Origin of the sequence: Endozoicomonas sp. 8E (genome assembly GCF_032883915.1) — a bacterium.
In the GTDB taxonomy this organism is placed as follows: domain Bacteria; phylum Pseudomonadota; class Gammaproteobacteria; order Pseudomonadales; family Endozoicomonadaceae; genus Endozoicomonas_A.
The window spans coordinates 2,269,482-2,289,199 of record NZ_CP120717.1; the positions used below are offsets into that span (position 1 = coordinate 2,269,482).

Sequence of the window (19,718 nt, forward strand, 5' to 3'; positions counted from 1 at the left end):
GTTTGATTGGCTTCAGGCTCTTCTGGTGCCGGGGTCAGAAGGAAAGGTCAGACTTACGTTACCGTCGGTCTTTTAGCGGTCACTGGTGCGCATTGCCGGTAATTGCCTGTTGTGTGATTAATTCAACAGGACTTTTCCGCTTATGCCACTTTTCCTGTTTGCCCCACTTGACATCACATTAACAGGCGCTTTCTTATCATCGCCCTGTTGCCAATTGTAGAAGGTGCCCAGAGTGTAGGAGTAAGGAATACTGTTTGCATGGGAAAACGACCATTTAGGTACATTTTCCCTGAAGTATTTCTCCCAGCCATTCTCAAACAGTTTCATGGTGCGATCACGGCGTTCACGAAACTGTAGATAATTTTCATGTCGAGTCCAGCCATACATCGTGTTGTTTGCTTTAACACGGTTTGCGTATTCTTCATCGGTTTCTGTGAAGCGTTGAGGAGAGGCAATAGCCGTGCGTTGCAAATATTCATCGTCTTTTTCACCCGCGCCCCGCCAGCGATTAATCTTGTCAAGACTGCGGCCCAGAGGTCCACCCAGCCATTGAGTGAGCAGCTTGTTGTCGTTCATAAAGAAGTCGAAAGTGAGGCTCGACGCCAGTGCAAAACCTAACATTTGAGCGATGTTAAATCCGAATATAAGACCATGAGCGTATGCTCCAACAGTGGAGACCGGGCCCAGCACCAGACCGGCTGTGGCGGAGGCCAGCGTTTTCACTGTTTGTGGTGTTACCCTGTGCAGCAGGGGTACCTGAACCCCCTGTCTGGAACCCATGGATTTCACTATTTCGGGCACCAGACGGGAAATACTGCGATACAAATGCGGGTTGGCATGGTACTGTCTGGTGAACAGTGTGGTGCCGGTTATCAAGAGTATGACTGAAGAACTGGCCCTGCCATAGGGCATGTACAGCCCGAGCACTTCAGAGACTTTTTCAACTCCGCTGTGGTAGGCATATTGGCCGGTTCGGTCAAGATCAATACCATAGTGTTCCAACCAGTGCTGAAAAGGTATGATCATTCTGTGCGTGTAATCACCCCTGTTAGTGAGGTCCATAATGTAGAGGCCCACCGTGTTTAACAAGGACGCTTTGGCAGCTTTCCAGGCCCCAGTCATTGCCAGTAGTGGTTTGTAGCTGGTGTAGTACCAGGGGACAGCCTGTACCAGAGAGGCTGAAGGTTTGAGCCAGTAATCCTTTAGTTGACGCTCAACTGCGGTGGCGTGAGCCTCCATCAATTTGTCATGGATAGCCTTGATCAGTTCTGATTCCGATATTCCGGCAGCATTGACGTAAGGTGTCAGGGTATCCTGAATATTGGCCAGATAGGCTGCCGTCCTGCGGCCATTTTCAAAGGCAATATCATCAAGTATGTAGTTGGCGATGACAGCGGCGGCATACTCTTTCATGCCGGCAACAGACTCTTTCATCGCTACCGGACCAGTTGCGATCGTGGGCACAGGTGTAAAGGCACTTTTCATAAATTCCTCAACACCCTTGTCGGACAGCATCCAGACAACCCTTTTAAACTGATGCACATTGACGCCTTGTCTACAGCCAATGAAGTGTTCAAATTCGTTCCTTGTCAGATAACCATCAATACTTCTGCTGATCTTCATATAGTTCTCAAGTTCAACCTTGCTGATCAGACCCTCCCGCAGCAGAGCTATGATCTTGTTACCACTGGCCGAATGGCTGGCGAAGTATTCCGAGAAGCCTTTCAAATTCTCTGTTTCGTGCCCGAAGTGTTGAATGCCTGTTGAGCCTATGCGTTTAATTACATCGTCGTAATGTTGAGCCCCTGTTTCCATCTCATTCCTGGCTCTGAAAACCAGATACTCGAGTTCTTCCAGCGCATCCACAGGCTGATTTTCCAGAGGCTTGTAAAGGCTTACCGGGAAGTCCCTTTGCAAAATCCTGAAGACTTCCACAATCTGACTGGCCTGCTCAAACGTCAGTCTGTCTCCGACCAATGCCTGTAAGCGAATGGGTGCAAATTCGTCGTCAAAATGGAAAGTTGTAAGGAAAGGTGTTCCGTACTCTATTGCTGCTTCTGTCAGGCCAAATGCAGCCTCCAGGGCTTGTTTTTTGAGAGGGTGCTGCTGCATGAATTCGAGGATAGCGTCCAAAACTTTTACTTGTCTCGGCGTGTGTTGGAAGGGAGCGCGATAATTTTCGACGGCTCCCTGAGCAGTCTTCAGGTTTTCCTTCATTTTCTTAATGTCTGCTTTCCAGACTTCTCTCTCAAATGTCAGACGGGCCTGTTCCTGAACCAGTTGCTGAATCTTGCAGCCATGACCATCATTACCACCCAGTTCTACCCTTTTGATTCTCAGGGCATTAACCCTTTTTCTGATGTCACTGGTGCCTGGTTCGAGACCCACGGCTTCTTCAGTGGTTTTAATATCCGCTTCATGAGCTTCCAGAACTTCCAAAGCTTTTGCTGCAGCGTCACTTTTCTTCTTCAGGGCTGCATTCAGCGGTTCAATTTCGTTCTCAGTCTCCTCTCTACTACGATCCGGATTCTTCAAGGCAATACTCTTTTGAAATTCTGCTAATGCCGCGTCCATACTTTTTCGGTCATGCTTATCCAGGAATTCCCTGACCTGAGGTTTATTTCTCAGGGCATTAACCCGTTTTCTGATCTCAGTAAAGTCTGGTTCAGGACTCTGGGCATTTTCAGTGGCTTTAATCTCTGCCTCATTAGCCTCCGGGGTTTTCAATGTTTCTGATTCAGTGTCACTTTTTTGCTCCACGGCTGTTTTCGGCAGTGCCATTTTGTTATCAAGTCCGGTTTTAGCCTTTTGATCTGCGTCTCCGGAACGGTTAATTTCCTCCTTTTTAAGATCCAGATTCTCTTGTGCACTCATTTTTTGCAACAATGTAAATGCTGCGTCCTTAGCTTTTCTGTCATGCTCATGAAGGAATTCTTTGGCCTGAGAATATTTTTTCCTGGTTAAAGGCAGTTCACCCAATGCTTCATCGGCTGCATTGATTTCGTCCCAACCATGAGCCTTTGCAGAGGCGGAAATGGCAATAATGTAGTCAGCTTTTTGCGGTGATCCCGGGCCGCCTTTTATCCGGATGTTCAGAGCTTTTGCCACAGCTCCCAGTTTCTCAACGATTTCATCTCGTCTATCTGCACCTTGCTCCCCCATGAAATGTCTGATGTCGTCTACTCGTTCTTCAGGGGTTTGCTCATCACCTGCAGGCAGGCCCAGTTCGGTCTGAATTTGTTTCATGGCCTGATTGAGAGCTCTGTCGTCTTCATCCGAGATGGGTTCAATGTCATCACGACTCACAAAAACGACTTGTTTGTGACCAATAGCATTCAGTTTGCGATTAATATTAGCCAGTTCACTTTCAGCTTCTTCCAGTCCTCGTCTGGCCATGGCTACACGACGATCAAGCACGAATCGGGGCTTGGATCCCTGAGGAGCCATTCGCCTGTCAAGCTCATCTTCAATAGCTGCGATGCGTTCATCAATATCAGGCTGGTCCGCTACAATGACTTCTTTGTCTATCTGTTGGAGTTTTGCATCAATCAGACTATTTTGGTCGGCTATAGTGGCATCATCCTGATAGTCTTCAATGTTAAGTCGATGAGCAATTCTATTGTTATAGACTCTCTTGATAACTTCAGCTCCATCTCTATCTTCAACGACTGTGTTTATTTTTTTCCGTACTACCTTAATTCTGTGTCTCAGATCGTACTTATTGTCAGACAGGCTGGCACCTGCAACAAACTTTACTTCTAGAATACTGGCCAGTTTAGTTGTCAAAGTTCTGCCTCTTTCTTTAGTGGCAGGGTTTTCATGAGGATCGATATTTAGCTCATCCTCCACAGTGGTAAGATATTCTGCCTGTTTTTCTCTGGCTCGCTGGTGCGATTCTTCGACTTTAAAGGTAAGACGCTCACGAAACCTGCTGAGTCTGATATCCCTCTCTGCCGGATCCTCCTGAGCAATGCTGTCAGCTTCCCAAAAGAGGATCTTGTCCATCTCGTCCAGCTCATAGGGCGTGATATCACCACCATCAAGCCTTGTACGAAGCCTTTGAAGTCTTACTGCTTTGTCATCCCCTTCATTGATTTTGATGTTGAATAAACTTTCCAGGTTTTCCAGTATGACCAAGGCTTCTTTCTCTGACTGCTTTCTGGCTTCTCTGATGTATTTCTTTATGTCTTCAGAAATGAACATGCTATGGAAATACAAATCTGTCTCTTCACTGAGGCGCTTCTGCAGAGCTATTTTCAAAGCTCTCAGCTCTCTGATTACTTCAGGCCTGACTATGGAGGGGGGCGGTCTTCCGGTGTCGTCCAGTTTTTCTTTAGAATTTGCAGGACTGGAGGAACGGTCATGTGTTCCTTCTATCAGTGTGTCGTCTTGTTCTATTGTGCTTTCTTCGTCCTTTGGAACAGGTAAATCTTTTGCCACAGTATCTTGCTTGACTTTGACGTCATCTTCTTGTGAACTGTATTTGGCATCTGGTTTCCGAATACTCCAAAGCAGTCTTTCCAGATCTTCGTCGATTGCAGCATTCGTTGACTGAAATCTGTTAAGCAGTTGATCTTGTTCAACATTCATTTCATCAAGACGCTTTAATGCAGCACTCAGTGACTTAAATCTGTGTAACAGCTGCTGTTCTTGCAAGTCAATGTCTGCATTGTTATCAAAATCCTTAATGTTTAAATGTCTGGCAGTGGCTGCATTGAAGGCTTTGATTTCAGCTTCTTTTTTAGCATCTGTTCTGGTGCTCTGTTGCAGAAAAGGATGTTCCTGGCCGACCAGAACTGTCGATTGCTCGAGGCACTGCTGAATGGCCTTATCAATGGCATATTGACGGGCTATCAGGTCATCATTGTTTTTCGGAGCCAGACCCAGCACTCTTTCAACGATACCCACTTTCTCCAGGAATACCTCAAGGTTTTGTTCTGCTTGTTTTTGCAAATGTCTTTGAATGAACCGAAAGTGGACAGCCGGATCCTTTTCATTGACCAGAAAAATACCAAGCCGTAATTCCAGAGCCGCCAGTATTTCTTCGGTAGAATCTCCCACAGGACGTTCCATTAAGGCCACCGAACTGAAGACTTCATCAATTTTTTTTCTGATCAGTCTGACTTGCTCTTTGAGTGGCTTGCTATCATCCCAGTCATCAATACCAAGATCGTCTGCCAGTTCAGCATTGAATGCTTTTTTGGCATTTGCTCTGACAGCTGCGATATCTACTCTGGTATCACGAACGCGTTGTTCCAGCTTTGGAATTCCTCTGACTTCCTGCTGAAGTTTCTGTGACTGTTTTTGCAGTTCTCTCATCAGGTTACGAACCTGTACAAACTCATCCTCAACTTGTTTCCTGCGTTGAAGTAGTCTGACTTTACTCTTTACATCATCAGAGAGTCTGTTCTTTATGAGCATCAATTCTTTTTCAAGCTGGATGAGTCTGACTTCTTTTACCTGCTGCTGCTCTTCCAGCTCGCTTTCTATCTTAGTCAGCTGTCTGGCTATGTCGCTTGTGACTTTGAAAGCAAACCTTCTGTTGTCCTCAAAGACATCGGCCTGCACTTCGTTGAGACGGCTTAAAATGGTTGTTACTTCCTGAATAGTCTGAATAAAGAGCTGACTGGTCAGAAAATTTTTAATGGCGGGTTTGAAACCGAAGTGTTTTACGAGTTGACTATGCATCCAGGTTGGCGTGGCCATTGACGAAGCCAATCTGATGTGTCCTGATGTGAATTCAAATTTATCTGCTTTTTCCGGAGTAGCACTGGTTAATGCCTGCTGGAGAGATTCATAGTATGCAAGCGTAATCAGTTTTGCTCTGCCAGATTCACTATTGAGCTGAACAGCTATCTCTTCCAGCAATGCCATTTGCCTGCTTCGAATGACATACTGGTAACTTCTGACCTTATCTTTTTCTACCTGTGTTGTTGCTGGAGGAATGCTGTTGTCATTGAAGTCTTTTTCAAGGAGCTTATAGAGGCTTTCCACAAAAGCGATGTCGGTGGGATTCTGCTTCTGACCATGGAAAACAATAGCTTCCCCCGGAGCCTGTTTCACTTCCAGCTTTGGATAACCAGCGGGCACAGGATAAGCCTGTGTGTCATCCTCAATATGTACAACGTAGCCGATGGGTTTATGGCAGGACAACAGATCATTCAGGGCTCCCTGTTGTAAATCTTTCCCCAGAAGATGAACCTGGGTATAGGCGGATGTGGCGGCTGCGAAAAGAGCTTCATCATTGACAAAGAGCGATTGTCCCAGGCGTTGCAGATCAGGGGGCTGATCGCCGGCTGCGATAGGACGCATGAAGGTGCGCCCGTTCACTTTAACTTCGTCTACTTCAATAGTGGCAAGGGCAACGTAATTATCAACTGCGCCAAGGTTTTCTATACTTCCACTGACGCCTTTCAGTACTGCGTTTAGTAGTTCGGGGCTGGCAACTTTCGTTAAGGGTTCTAATGCCTGGGTGTCGCCTGATTGAGTTAGAATAGCTGCAATTAACTTCTGATCGGTCATTTCGTTTCTGACTTCAATGACCAGTTCCTTTTTGGCAAGGTTATGGGTAAACCTGAAGACCCCCTCATTACCGACCTTGAGGACTTTGGTGTATTTCCGGGCAACGTCATTCTCGTCTGTTTCAAACAGATCAACACTGGAAACACCTCCCTCGATGCCAGAAAGGACGTCCGTGAAGCCTTCAGAAGGAACCTCGTAGCCTGCTCTGGTTTGAGTCAGATCAGTGTAGGTGGTTGTGAAGGATTTGGGTATGGGTTGCCGGTCATCACCTAAGGTTGGCTGAACCATGACCTCGCTCTGGGTAAACTCTACGTGTACACTGTCCAAAATATCGACAGATTTTACTAGCAGCCTGCGATCACCCAGTGCCTGGCTGGTAATGATGGAAGAGCTGATTGCAACGGCGACAGCCAGGTTTAATACATTGGGGCGAGCACTTGTCATTCTACTACCTCAGAGCTAAGTATTTTTAGCACTGTGAAAAGTGACTGGCACAACAGGTGGGGGAGCGGCTGTCAATCGCTTATTTGGTCAATCGCTTATTTGAGTAGCTTCAGGCTCTTTTAGTGGAGACGTCTCTTTGAGTTCAGAAGTTCCAAACTCTCACACTTATCCTATCATGAACCGGAGCTTTCTGATCATCGCCCTGTTGCAAATTGTAGAAGGCACCCAGAGTGTAGGAGTAAGGAATACTTTCTGCATGGGAAAACGACCATTTAGGCACATTTTTCTTGAAGTAATTCTCCCAGCCATCCTCAAATAGTTTCATGGTACGATCACGGCGCTCACGGAACTGCAGGTAATTTTCGTGTCGAGTCCAGCCATGCATCATGTCATTTTCTTTAACACGGTTTGCGTACTCTTCATCGTTTTCACTGAAACGTTGAGGTGAGGCAATAGCCGTACGTTTCAAATATTCAGCGTCCGTTTCACCCACGCCCCGCCAGCGATTAATCTTGTCGAGACCGCGGCCCAGAGGTCCACCCAGCCATTGAGTAAGCATCCTGTTGTCGTTCATAAAGAAGTCGAAAGTGAGACTCGACACCAGAACAAATCCAAATGTCTGAGCATAGGTGAACCAAGATACAAGACCATGAGCGCATGCTCCGATAGTGGCTACCGGACCCAGCGCCAGACTGGCTGTAGCCGAGGCCAGAGTTTTCACTTTTTGTGGTGTCAGCCTGTGCAGCAGCGGTACCTGAACCCCTTGACCGGAACCCATGGATTTCACTATTTCCGGAACCAGACGGGAAATGCTGCGATACCTGTGCGGGTTGGCGTTGTATTGTCTGGCAAACAGCATGGAGCCGGTTTTCAGCAGAATGACTGAGGAAGCCGCCTTGCCCAATGGCATGGCCAGCCGCCCGGCCGCTTCAGAGAATTTTTCAATTCCTCTGTGGTAGGCATATTGCCGGGTCCGATCAAGATCAACACCATAAAGTTCCAACCAGTGTTGAAAAGGTGTGAGCATTCTGTGGGCGTAATCACCCCTGTTGGTCAGATCCAGAAGATAGAGTAACGACATGTTTGAGAAGGACAGCTCGGTAGCCTGCCATACGTCATGGGTCACCAATAGTGGCTTGTAGCTGGAGTAGTACCAGGTCACAGCCTGTACCAGAAAGGCTGAAGGTTTGACCCAGTAATCATTGAGCTGCTGCTCGACCGCTGTGGCATGAGCCTGTAACAATGTGCCATGGATAGCTTTGATCAGTTCTGATTCAGATATTCCGGCAGCATGGGCATAAGGTGTCAGGCTATCCTGAACATTGGCCAGAAATGCTGCCGTCCTGCGGGCATTTTCAAAGGCAATATCATCTAGCACGCAGTTGGCGATGACAGCAGCGGCGTACTCTTTCATGCCGACAACCGACTCTTTCATAGCTGCCGGGCCAGATGCAGTCACGGACGCTGGTGTAAAGGCACTCAGCATGAATTTCTCAGCACCCTGGTCGGACAGCATCCGGACAGCGGCTTTGAAGTGAGGCACATTGACGCCGTGTCTGTAGCCAAGGAAATGTTCAAATTCGTCCACTGTCTGATAACCATCGAGACCTCTGACGACCTTCATGTAGTTCTCAAGTTCAGCCTTGCTGATCAGACCTTCACGAACTAAAGTGATTATCCTGTTGCCACTGGCAGAATGGCTAGCGAAGTATTCTGAGAAGCTTTTCAGATCCTCCGGTTCACGATCTACGCAGTGAATACCTGCTAAGCCTATATCGCGAATTTCGTCGTCGTATTCTTGTGCCCCATTTCCTGTCTCATCCCATGCCCCGTGCGCCAGACAGTTGACTTCTTTGATGGCATTCCGGGGTTGCACGAGAGTGGGGTCTGGGAAGGTCGTCGTCTTCAGTCTCTTGAAAACTTCTACAATCCGGCTGGCCTGTTTAAACGTCAGTTTGTCTCCGACTCCTGCCTGCAAGCGAATCGGTGCAAACTCATCGTCAAAATCGAAAGTGACAAGGCTTGGTACTGCCTTACCGCTTTCTTTTGCTGCTGTTCTCAGGCCAATGGCGGCTTCCAGAGCTTGTTTTATGAGAGGGTGCTGCTGCGTGAGTTTGCGGATGTCGTTCAGAACTTTTGCCTGTTCCGGCGTGTACTGGAAGGGGCTACCGTCATTTTCGATGGCTTTCTCTGTCGCCATCAGGAATCCTTTCATCCTCTCAATATCTGCTTTTCTGGTTTCAATCTCGTCCTCCAGACGGGCCTGTTCCCGCTCTGCGAGGGTTTGCGCTTGACCAGGCAGATTCAACTCGGTCTGAAGTGCTTTAATGCTTCGTATACGGTCGGTATCGTCCATATTGTTACTAAGCCTGTTTAGTCTGCAATGAACAACTGCCAGCTCGCTTTCGGCTTTTGCTATCATTCGTCTGGCTCTGGCTGCATCACTGTCAAGAATGTATCGGGGTTTAGGTCCCAGGCGAGCGATTTGCCTGTCAAGCTCTTCATCAATGGCTGCAAGACGCTCATTAGCGTCAGGTTGACCCGCTTTGAAAACATCTTCCTCCAGCTGTTGCAGTTTTGCCCTAATTAAACAGTTCTGGACGTCTATGCTGGTATCATCCTTATAATCTATAACCTTGAGTTGATGTGCAATTTTATTGTTCCAGGCTCTCCTGGCATCTTCATCTTTATGGATTTCGTACAGTTCATCCCGTAATTCCTGAACTCTGTCTCCCAGGGCATACTGCCGGTCAGACAGTTCTGCATCGTCTTCAAACTCTATATTCAGATCACTGGCCAGTTTGTCTGTTAAACTTTTGCCTCTCTCTCTGGCAGCAGAGTTTTCATAAGGGGCGATATTTAACTGGTCCTCCAGAACGATAAGATGAACTGCCTGTCGTACTCTGGCCCGCTGACCCGGTTCTTCAACAATATACCTGAGACGATCACGAATGATGTTGAGCTTAATATTCATCCCTGCCGGATTTTCCTCCAGATCTCTGTCTGGCCCGCCAGCATCCCAGAGTATCCTGCGCATTTCATCCAGCTCAAAATTTGAAACATGACGGGCATCAAGTCTTGCAAGAAGCCTTTCCAGTCTTGCAGCCTTGTTCTCACTTACATTGACTTTGATGTTGAGTAATATTTCCAGGCCGTGCAGTGCGTTCAGGGCCTCTTCCTCTGACCGCTTTCTGGCTTCCCTGATGTGTAGATGCATTTTTTCAGAAAGGGACTGACGAAGGTCATAGACATTCTCCTTTTCTCTGCAATGGAAATAACTCTTTCCCTCCAGACCTGTTAACGTCGCAAGAAGTCTCCCCAATACTTCAGGCATGACTTTGGGATGGCCTGGTGTTTTGATGTCTTCCAGTTCTGTTTCCAGCTCTGAAAGCTCGAAGAGCATGTCATTTACCTTTGCTTCCAGGCTGGCACGGTCCTCCAGGCAGGGGTCTTCTCCCGGATTGATCCCAAGAACCTCTGCCAGAGCGTCTTTTCTGGCTCTGGTGTAAAAAGCCTCCCTATCGAGCAGGTTTCTCATTGTGTTAAGTTGTTCGCGCAGATTTTCTTCCTGAGCACTCATTGCTTTAAGTTGCTGACGCAGTGTTTCTCCCTGAGCATTCATTGTCTTAAGTTTTTGAACCAGGCGTTCTTGTTGAACGTCAACATCTGCATCGCTATCAAAATCCTGAATGTTTAAATACCTGGCAATGGTTGCACAGAGGGCTTTGATGTCAGTGTCTTTTTCAGACACTGTAATGGTGCTCACTTGCGTGTCCATTTTGTTATCAGGGACCAGACCAGGCTGAGCTTCAAAAAAGATAGCCAGTTTATGCCGGACTGCCCCATGGATTAGTTCTTCATGTTGATGCAGGTATTGTTGGATATGCTGATAGCGTAAATCCAGATCGTTTTCATTGTCAGGAGTAATTTCGAGTGTGTTCTCAAGGTCCGCCAGTATTTCTTTTATGGCTTCTTTTCGAGACTTTCCTGTTGCAGAAACCCGTTGCTCGATTTCCTGAATTCTCTCAACAAAGTGCGGATTATTCAGAAGATTTCTGAGTCTGGGTTTGAAGCGGAAGTGTTTTGCGAGTTGAATTTGCAGCCAGCTTGGCGTGATGACCGAGGCAGCGACTCTGATATGTCCTGATGTCAATTCAAATTCATCTGCCTTGTCTGGAGTAGCAATGGTCAATGCCTGCAGGAGAGATTCATAGTACGCAAGCATCTCCAGTTGATAGGTATCAAATTTAATATCCTGATATGCAGCTAATTCCTCCAGCATTTGCATCTGCCTGCTTCGAATGGAGTATTGGTAGCTTCTGAGCTTGTCTTTTTTAACCAGTGTTGTTATCGCAGGATCGGGGGAGTCGCCGATACATTTCATCCAGGTGGAACAGAGAGTTTCCGCAAGAGCTATGTCGGCTGGATTCTGTTTCTGACCACGGAAAACAATAATCTTTTCCGAAGTCTCAGTCACTTCCAGTTTTGGATAATTTTCAGGTACATGATATGCCTGAGTGTCATCATCAACGTATACAACATAGCCGACGGGTTTATTATCAAACAACAGATCCACCAGGGCCTGCTGTTGTATATCTCCCCCCAGAACATGAACCTGGGTATAGGCAGAGGTGGCTGCTGCAAAAAGCGCCTCATCATTGACAAAGAGCGATTGTCCCAGGCGTTTTAGTTCAGGAGGCTGATCGCCTGCAGCAATAAGACGCATGAAGGTGCGCCCGTTGACTGCAACCTTTTTTACTTCAACGCTGACAAGGGCAACATAGTGATCAGCTTCGCCAAGACTTCCTGCTCTTTCGTTGGCCCCTTTGAGCACTCTGGTCAGTTGATCGGGAGTGGCAATTTTTGTAAAGGGGTCTAATGGTTGAATGTCACCTGATTGAGCACGAACAGCCGCAATTGAATTCTGATCGGTCATTCCTTTTCTGACTTCAATGACCAGTTTACCCTCTGCAAGGTTATGGGAGAACCTGAAGACACCCTCATCGCCGACCTTGAGAACTTTGGTGTACTTCTGAGCAACGTCATTCTCGCCGGTTGTAAACAGGTCAACGCTGGTAACGCCACCCTCGATGCCAAAAAGAATATCTGTGAAGCCTTCAGAAGGTATGTCGTAGCCCGCTCTGACTTCTGTCTGATCAGGGTAGGTGGTGGTAAAGGATTTGGGAATGGGCTGCTGGTCATCACCTGAAGTTGGCTGAACCAGGACCTCACTCTGGATAAACTCCACAGGTTCACTGCCGGAAATATCCACAGATTTTGTCTGCAGCCTGCGATCAGCCAGTGCCTGTGTACTAATGATGGAAGAGCTGATTGCAACGGCCACTGCAAGGCTTAATGCATTGGCGCGAGCATTTGTCATTCTAAAACCATAGAGCTGAGTATTTTTATTACCGTGAAGAGTGATTGTCACACCCGGCGGGTTTTAATTAAGTTAGTCTGCTGAGGCAGCAGGTAGAAAGCTTGATTGAGGGGCATTTCTCTTTTCATGAACAGGCGCTTTCTTATTATTGCCCTGTTGCCAGTCGAAGGAGGTTCCGAGAGTGTAGAAGTAAGGAATACTTTCTGCATGGGAGAATGACCATTTGGGCATATTTTCCCTGAAGTATTTCTCCCAGCTATGCTCAAACAGTTTCATGGTGCGATCCCGGCGTTCGCGGAACTGCAGGTAATTTTCGTGTCGCGTCCAGCCATACAGGGTGCTATTTGCTTTAACGAGGTTTGCATAGGCTTCATCGGTTTCATCGAAGTGTTGGGGCCTGGCAATAGTCGTACGTTGCACATATTCCTCTGTCGTTTCCCCCACGCCCAGCCAGCGGTTAATCTTGTCAAGACTGCGGCCCAGAGGTCCGCCCAGCCATTGAGTGAGCATCTTGTTGTCGTTCATAAAGAAGTCGAAAGTGAGGCCCGACGCCAGAGCGAACCCGAAGTTTTGGGCGTATGTGAATCCGGATATAAGGCCGTGGGCGTATGCTCCGACAGTGGCTACCGGACCCAGTACCAGACTGGCTGTGGCAGAGGCCAGTGTTTTCACTTTTTGTGGTGTCACCCTGTGCAGCAGCGGTACCTGAACTCCCTGTCCTGAACCCATGGATTTCACTATTTCCGGCACCAGACGGGAAATGCTGCGATACATTTGAGGATTAGCGTTGTGCTGCCGGGCGAATAACATAGAGCCGGTTCTCAGCAAAATGACTGAGGAAGCCGCCTTGCCCAATGGCATGGCCAGCCCGCCCACTTCAGAGATTTGTTCAATGCCACTGTGATAGGCATACTGGCCGGTTCGGTCAGGATCAATGCCGTAATGTTCCAGCCAGTGCTGGAAAGGTATGAGCATTCTGTGCAGGTAGTCACCCCGGTTAGTCAGATCCAGAAGATAGAGGTACGACATACTTGAGAGAGACAGTTTGGCCGCATTCCGGCTGTCAGTGGTCGCCAGTAGTGGTTTGAAGCTGGAGTAGTACCAGGTGACAGCCTGTACCAGGAAGGCAGAAGGTTTGATCCAGTAATCTGACAGCTGTCGTTCAATTGCGGCGGCATGAGCCTGCTTCAATGTACCATGGATCACCTTGATCAGGTCTGATTCAGACAGACCGGCAGCATTGGCATAAGGTGTCAGGGTATCCTGAACATTGGTCAGGAATACTGCCGTCCTGCGGCCGTTTTCAAAGGCAATATCATCAAGCACGTAATTGGCGATGACAGCAGCTGCGTACTCTTTCATGCCGGCAACAGATTCTTTCATACCTTTCGGGCCAGTTGCTGTTATGCTCACCGGAGAAATGGCACTCTGCATGAATTCTTCAACACCCTTGTCAGACAGCTTCTGAACAACGGCTTTGAAGTGAGGCACATTGACGCCATGTTTGTAGCCCAGGAAGTGTTCAAATTCAGCCACTGTCTGATAACCTTCGACAACTCTGACGGCTTTTATATAGTTCTCAAGTTCAACCTTGCTGATCAGACCTTCCCGTAGCAGAGCTATGATCCTGTTACCGCTGGCAGAACGGCTAGTGAGGTATTCCGAGAAGCCTTTCAGGTCCCTCGGTTCATGTTGGACGTAGTGAATACCTGCTGAGCCCATGCCACGAATTGCTTCGTCGTATTCTTGTGCCCCTGTTTCTATCTCTTGCCTGGACAATTGCACAAGCCTGTGGACTTCTTCCAGGACATTCTGAGTCTGATATCCTGCAGGCTCGTCAGGGGTGTGCGGGAAGCTGGTCTTCAGATTCCTGAAGACGTCCACAATCCGGCTGGTCTGATCAAAGGTCAGATCGTCTCCGGCCATTGCCTGCAAGCGAATGGGTGCTAATTCATCGTCAAAATCGAAAGTCGTAAGGAATGGTATTGGCTTACCGCTCCGGCTTGCTGCCTCTGCCAGACCCATTGCGGCTTTCAGAGCTTGTTTTTTCAGAGGGTGCTGCGTGAATTTGTAGATAGCGTCCAGAACTTTTACCTGTCGCGGCGTGTACTGAAAAGGACCGTTATCATTGATGACGGCTTTTTCGGCAGCCTCCAGGACTTTTTTCAGTCTCTCTATGTCTGCTTTCCTGGCTTTAATCTCAGCTTTCAGACGACCCTGACGGACCAGTTCCTGAATCGGTTGTCGGATCCCGCGGTCATTAACGCCCAGTTGTCTCTGTGTGTTTCTGAGGGCATTAATCCGTTGTTCATGGGTTTCAGAGGTGTCTGGTTTAAGGCCCAGGGCTTCTTCAGTGGCGTCAAGAGTCGCTTCATGATGATCTGCCAGAGCTTTTTCTGCTTCTGATACAGCTTCTCTTTTCTGATCCAGAGCTGAACACAGCAGATCCCAATCGATCTTGTTTGAGCTTGTCGATTTCTCATTGATGTTTTCAGATTCGAACATCTCCCGTTCCTCAGGAACCGCATTCGCTCGCGCAAAAATCTCCTGTTCTTTACCAACCAGATTCTCTCGCGCAACAGCTTCTTCAGTGATTGCCTCGGCTAAATCCTTACTTTTCCTGTCGTGCTCACGCAGGAAATCTGTGACCCGGGCGTACTTTTTCCCGGTTAAAGACAATCCATCCCGTGCTTCATTGATTTCATCGGTTGCGTCCCGGCCATGACTATCTGAATTGTATTCAATAGACATAATGCATTCACCTTCTCCCACTGATTCGGGGTTGGGATGCATCTGGATGTTCAGATGGGTTCTGGCCCTCAGTTCCTTCAGGACTTCATCTCGTATTTCTGAACTCTGTTGCAGCAGGAAATTCATGATCTTATGAAATCGCTCTGCATCGGTCTGCTCGTCACCTGCAGGCAGGCCCAGCTCAATCTGAATCTTTTTTACTGGCTGATTGTCAGCCGGGTCATCTTCAACCGAGGGATGTTCGAGGTCAGTAGGGCTCTGTGCAGATAGCCATTGTTTGCGACCCATAGCATCCAGTTTGCGATTAGCCGTCTCCAGCTCACTTTCAGCTTCTTTCAGTGCTCGCCTGGCTCCGGCTACTTCACGATCAAGAACGTATCGGGGCTTCGGCCCCAGGCGGGCCATTTGCCTGTCAAGCTCATTCTCAATGGCGGAGATACGCTCATTAACATCAGGCTGACCCGCTTTGAAAATTTCTTCATCCAGCCATTGAAGTTTTCCATTAATCAGACCGTTCTGGTCGTCGATCCTTTCAGGATTTTTATAGCCCCAGATGTTGAGTTGATGAGCTATTTGATTGTTCCGGATTCTTTTCACAGCTTCATCGTCATAGACTTCGTTTACTTCATCCCGAATTGCCTGAATTTTGGCTGTTAGAGCATCCTTCAGGTCAGACAGGCTGACATCGTGCTCGAACTTTACCTGCAGATCACTGGCCAGTTTAGTAGTGAAAACCTTGCCCCTTTCTCTGGCAGCAATGAATACAGAAGGGTATATCTTCAGATTGTCCTCTACGGCTGCAAGCAAACGATTTTGTTGTTCCCTGGCACGCTGATCCACTTCTTCGACTTTATAGGTCAGACGCCTGCCAAGTAGATCAAGCCATTCTTGCCTTCCTTTTTTCTCATCAGAAAGGGTAATACTTTTGTGAGGGCTCTCGACCCCGGGTTTGAAGTTCTTCATCATCAGCAATGTGTCGTCTTGCCAGAGAATGTTAACGATCTCATCCAGCATCTGCTTTGAGACGTCATCGCCATCAAGCCTTGTACGAACCCTGACGAGTCTTTCTGCTTTGCCATCATCTTCGTTGACATTGATGGCGAAAACTTGTTCTATGGCTGCCAGTACGCTCAGGGCCTCTTCCTCTGCCCGCTGTCTGGCGTCTGCGATGTGTGACTTGATGTCGTCAGAAATGGCCTGGCGGCGTTGATACTCATCCTGCTCTTCACTGGGTGGATTCATCTCCAGGGCTTTTTCCACGGTAAGCAGCTTCCAAAGCACCACAGGCGTGGCTTTGGGGTGGCCTGGTGTTCTGATGTCATCCAGTTCTTTTTCCAGATCTCTGAGCCTGAAGAGCTTGGAACGTATTGTTAACTCCAGGCCGGCGCGATCTTTCAGTGTCTTGTCTTCAGTCAGATCAATACCAGGAACCGCTGCCAGAGCATTTTTTCTGGCCCTGGTGTAGGAATTCTCTGAATCGCGTTCAACGGCCATTGCATAAAGTTGTTGACGCTGCCGTTGCAGTCGAGCCTTCATTCTATCAAGCCTTTGAATCAGGCGTTCTTGTTGAGCGTCAATATCTGTATTGCTATCAAAATTCTCAATGTTTAAATGTGCGGCAATGATTGCATAGCGGGCTTTTATTTCAGCGTCTTTTCCAGTCTCTGTGCTGGTGCTCCCTTGCGGCAGGTGCTGTTGAAGGAACCGATAGCGGGCATCCGGATTGTTTTCATTGTTTGGGGTAATACCGTGTTCGCTTTCAATGGCTGCCAGTTTTGCTTTTACGGCGTCTTCGTCGGGTGTTGCGGCTAAGAATGGGTTGACTTCAGCAATTTTTTCTCTGATCAGCCTGGCTTGTTCTTCGGGTGGCTGGGCATCATCCCAGTCATCAATACCAAGCTCTGCTGCCAGTTGCGCGTTGCGAGTTTTTATGGCATCTGCTCTGGTATCCCGAACGAGTTGTTCCAGCTCTGGAGTTTGCCTGGCTTCCTGTTGTTGATCCTGGAAAGGTTGTTGAACGATCTCGGTTGTCTGCTGCTTCAGGTGCTGCTGAATGGCCTGGTGTCGGGCATTAAGGTCATCTTTGTTTTCCGGAACCAGACCGAGATAATTCTCAAAGATAGTCAGCCTTTCCGATACTTCCCGATCGGGTCTTATACTGTATTGTTGCAGCCGTTGTTGAATGAACAGAAGGGTGCGCGGATTGATTTTATTGACCGGAGCAATGCCTCGCCAGCTACCAATAGCCGTTGGTTCTGCTGTTAGAGTTTCTTCATCAGGCTGCCCTGTTGCGGCCATCGAACTGTATATTTCATTAATTTTCTTTTCTATGAGTCTGAATTGTTCGTCGTGTGGCAGGGTATCATCCCAGTCATCAATACCCAGCTTGGCTGCCGTATAAGCGTAGTGAGTTTTTCTGGCAATTCTCCTGACGGTAAGAAGTGTCCTTTCCAGCTCTGAAACCCGATCGGCTTTCTGCTGAAGTTTCTCTAACTGGTTTTTCTGTTCTGTCTGCTGCTCAAAATGTTTCAGAAGCCTCTCGTGACGGGCTTTCAGGTCATCTTCTTTATCCGGGACAATGCCCAGCTGAGCTTCCAGGGCCGCCAGCTCATCTTCATTGACCAAAATAAAGCGTTCTTTGTTTCCAATGCCCGCCGTTTTTGCTTTTACAGTTTCTTCATCAGACTGTTCTGTTGTGGTAACCGATGGTTTTATTTCCTGAATTTTATTTCTGATGAGTCTGGCCTGTTCTTCGAGCGGCAGGGTATCATCCCAGTTGTCGATACCAAGCTCTGTAGCCATTTGAGCGTTAATCGCTTTTGTGGCCTCTGTTCTGATATTATGAACTTGTGTTTCCAGTTCCGGATTTTGTTCAACTTCCAGCAGACGTTTCAGCCTCAGATTTTCCAGATCGTCCAGTTCGACATGAAGCTTTGCAAGCTTATCCTCAATTTTCCGATACTGGCGTTGTGCTTTCAGTTTTTCCTTTCGACTGACATGGACTTGCTTCAAAGTGTCCTTTAAGTTGTCTCGAATTCCGAAGAGTTTATTTTCTTCTTCCTGCAGCTTGTCCAGTTTCTTTAGCAGCTGTTTGGTCATGTCTCCTATGACTTGGGCGGCAAACTTTTTGTCCTTCTCAAGAGGATCGGTCTGCGCTTGGTTTATATCGTTGAAAACGGGTATAAAATTCTCAATATTCTGAACAAAATGCGGGTTTATCAGAAGATTTCTAAATGCGGGTCTGAAGCCGAAGTGTTCCAGGAGTTGAGTATGCACCCAGGGCGGCGTGATAACTGCCGAAGCAACTCTGATGTGTTCCATTGTGAATTCAAATTGCCTGAGATCCGTCGAACGAGTTGCACTGGCACTGGCTAGTGCCTGCTGGAGATATTCATAGTGAACAAGCCCATGCATTGCCAGTTTATCTTCGTTTGTGAGCGTCATCGGTTGATCTTCGTGAACTTCAGCATCGTGCCGCGCAACAAACTCCTCCAATATTGTCATTTGCCTGCTTCGAATGACGTACCGGTAGTTATTGACATGATGTCTTAGTACTTTTGCTGCCACTGCAGGGACGAGGTCATTAGCCTCAGCTTCTTTCCAGAGGTTATAGAGGCTTTCTGCAAAAGCGATATCATCCGGTTTCGGCATCTGACCATGAAAAACGATGACCTCTCCCGGAGCTTCTTTAACTTCCAGCTTTGGATAACCCGCAGGCACGGGATAAACCTTTGCATCATCGTCGGCGTGTACAACATAGCCGACGGGTTTGCTGTGTGCCAACAGTTCATTAAGCGTCTGCTGTTGTAAATCCTCTCCCGCGACATGAACCTGGTAATAGGCTGAGGTGGCTGCTGCCAGGAGGGCATCGTCGTTGATAAAGAGTGATTGATCCAGATGCTGCAATTCAGGGGGTTGATCGCCCGAAGCGATAAGACGCATGAAGGTGCGTCCGTTCACTGCAACTTTTTCTACTTCAATGGTGGCAAGGGCAACGTAGTGATCGCTTGCACCCAGGTTTCCTGTTCTCTCATAGACAGCTTCCAGTAACCCAACCAGTCCTAAGGGGGCGACGCTTTTCGTCAAAGGTTCTAATGCTTCAGCATCATCTACCCAATGATATGCACTAACAGCATCAACTGAATTCTGATCAGTCATTCCGGCTCTGACTTCAATGACCAGTTTCGTTTCTTCAAGGTTATGGGTGAACCTGAAGACTCCCTCATCACCTACCTTCAGGATTTTGGTGTATTTCTGAGCAACGTTATTCTCGTCAGTTTCAAACAGATCAACACTGGAAGCGTCGCCATTTAGACCAGAAAGAAGTTGTGTAAATGTTAACAGAGGACGGTCAGGGTTTATGCTTATTCTGTCTGCAGCAGGGTAGGTGGTCGTAACGGACTTGGGTATTGGCTGCCCGTCAGGACCTAAAGTCGGCCGAATCATGACTTCACCATTGGTAAACTCCTTATGCCCATTGACCAGAATATCGATAGATTTGGTCTGCAGCTTCCGATCGGCCAGTGCCTGTGTGCCAATGATGGAAGAGCTGATTACAGCGATCACAGCAAGGCTTAATGCATTGGGGCAAGCATTTGTCATTTAACCACCTCAGGGCTGA

3 protein-coding genes are annotated in these 19,718 nt (G+C 47.8%); all 3 read right to left on the reverse strand.

The features are described 5' to 3' along the window. Positions 1 to 117: 117 nt before the first annotated feature. Positions 118 to 6,966, reverse strand: coding sequence for a hypothetical protein (locus P6910_RS08030; protein WP_317145749.1), 6,849 nt, complete (start codon positions 6,964 to 6,966; stop codon positions 118 to 120). 142 nt (positions 6,967 to 7,108) lie between these two features. Further along, complete coding sequence (locus P6910_RS08035; protein ID WP_317145750.1) at positions 7,109 to 12,346, reverse strand: hypothetical protein; 5,238 nt, start codon at positions 12,344 to 12,346, stop codon at positions 7,109 to 7,111. A 72-nt stretch (positions 12,347 to 12,418) separates the two neighbouring features. Continuing rightward, positions 12,419 to 19,699 (reverse strand): hypothetical protein, encoded by a 7,281-nt coding sequence (locus P6910_RS08040; protein ID WP_317145751.1) that lies wholly within the window; start codon positions 19,697 to 19,699, stop codon positions 12,419 to 12,421. Between the last annotated feature and the right edge of the window lie 19 nt (positions 19,700 to 19,718).